Here is a 1,779-nt window from a genome sequence, read left to right on the forward strand (position 1 = left end):
CTCCTGTCTCGTCAAGGGTGACCGACGCCCGCAAGGCGACGGTGATTTTTCAAACAATTTAAAGTGAACACACTCATTTCATCTAAGTCAAAAAAGCAAAGGAAAGCAAGCTGCGAATATCCACCATAAGAAAGTCCTATTTCATCCCGCATCAATCCTGTGATTAACATGAGTTTAACAGTAACACGCTGTCAATTAGCGTGAGCGAGATCTGATTTAACACTTTTGCAACTTTGCGTTATCTAGCGCATACACTATAAATCGATCGTCCAGCCACGCGTTGGGCCTACGCTGAAAAAAGCCAACAGACAGGGGAAACATGATGAGCAAACAACCACGCATCGCCGTCGTCGGCGCCGGGCTGGGGGGCGCCGCCGCCGCCGGGCTGCTGCAAAAAGCCGGCTTTACCGTCGATCTGTATGAACAGAGCCCGGCGTTCTCACGCCTCGGCGCGGGCATTCACATGGGGCCGAACGTACTGAAGATTTTCCGCCGCCTCGGTATTGAGCAACGGTTGGAGCAGATGGCGTCTCATCCCGATTTCTGGTTCAGCCGCGACGCCGAAAGCGGCGACTACCTGTCGCGCATCGAACTGGGCGCCTTCGCCCGCCGGGAGTACGGCGCCGCCTATGTGACGGTGCACCGCGGCGATTTGCAGGCGTTGCAGCTCTCCGCGCTGCAGCCCGGCACCCTGCACTTCGGCAAGTGCCTGAGCAAGATAGAAGATCGCGGTGACGAGGTGGTGCTGAACTTCGTCGACGGCACCTCGGCCCACGCCGATATCGTGATCGGCGCCGATGGCATCAACTCGCGCATTCGCGAGCACCTGCTGGGCGCGGAAGCGCCGACCTACAGCGGCTGGGTGGCCCACCGCGCGCTGATCCGCGGCGAGAAGCTGGCGAAATACAACCTGACGTTCGAAGACTGCGTGAAGTGGTGGTCGGCGGACCGCCATCTGATGGTCTACTACACCACCCAACGGCGCGACGAGTATTACTACGTCAGCGGCGTGCCGCACCCGGCCTGGGATTTCCAGGGCAGCTTCATCGACAGCAGCCGCGAAGAGATGTTCGAGACCTTCGCCGGCTACCACCCGATCGTGCAGGCGCTGATCGAATCCAGCGAACAGGTCACCAAATGGCCATTGCTGAACCGCAAACCGCTGCCGCTGTGGAGCGAAGGCCGTCTGGTGCTGCTCGGCGACGCCTGCCATCCGATGAAACCGCACATGGCGCAGGGCGCGGCGATGGCGATCGAAGACGCCGCCATGCTGACCCGCTGCCTGCAGGAAACCGGCCTCAGCGACTACCGCACCGCTTTCCAGCTGTATGAAGCCAACCGCAAGGAGCGCGCATCCAGGGTGCAGGCGGTGTCCAACGCCAACACCTTCCTGCGCACCCAGGAAGATCCGGCCTGGGTTTACGGCTATGACCTGTACGCGCAAGCGCTGAAATCGGAGAACGCCGCATGAGCACCTTCCTCTACGGCGCCCACGTTCACGCCAACGACATTCGCCAACACTATCTGCGCTACGGCGGCCACGGCCCGGCGCTGATCCTGGTCCCCGGCATCACCAGCCCGGCGATCACCTGGGGCTTCGTCGCCGAGCGGCTGGGGGAAAAATACGACGTCTACGTGCTCGACGTGCGCGGCCGCGGTTTGTCGTCCAGCGGCCCGGAACTGGCTTATGACGCAGAGACCTGCGCACAGGACGTCAACGCCTTCGCCGCCGCGCTGAACCTGGACAGTTACGCCCTGCTCGGCCATTCGATGGGCGCC

The 1,779-nt window shown here is 61.3% G+C and carries 2 protein-coding genes; both read left to right on the top strand.

Going from position 1 to position 1,779, the window contains the following annotated elements; all coding sequences use genetic code 11:
* Window positions 1–319 precede the first annotated feature (319 nt).
* Window positions 320–1,471 (top strand): FAD-dependent monooxygenase, encoded by a 1,152-nt coding sequence (locus ADK28_RS03445; RefSeq protein WP_033634195.1) that lies wholly within the window; start codon window positions 320–322, stop codon window positions 1,469–1,471.
* The coding region (locus ADK28_RS03450) for an alpha/beta fold hydrolase (protein WP_048794889.1) at window positions 1,468–1,779 on the top strand (312 nt) is incomplete at its 3' end. The genes ADK28_RS03445 and ADK28_RS03450, both read left to right, overlap by 4 nt.

The organism is Serratia sp. 506_PEND, from assembly GCF_001076875.1.
Classification (GTDB): domain Bacteria; phylum Pseudomonadota; class Gammaproteobacteria; order Enterobacterales; family Enterobacteriaceae; genus Serratia; species Serratia marcescens.

Coding starts and splice junctions, on each gene's coding strand:
- ADK28_RS03445 (WP_033634195.1), top strand. CDS start 320: ATGATGAGCAAACAACCACGCATCGCCGTCGTCGGCGCCGGGCTGGGG.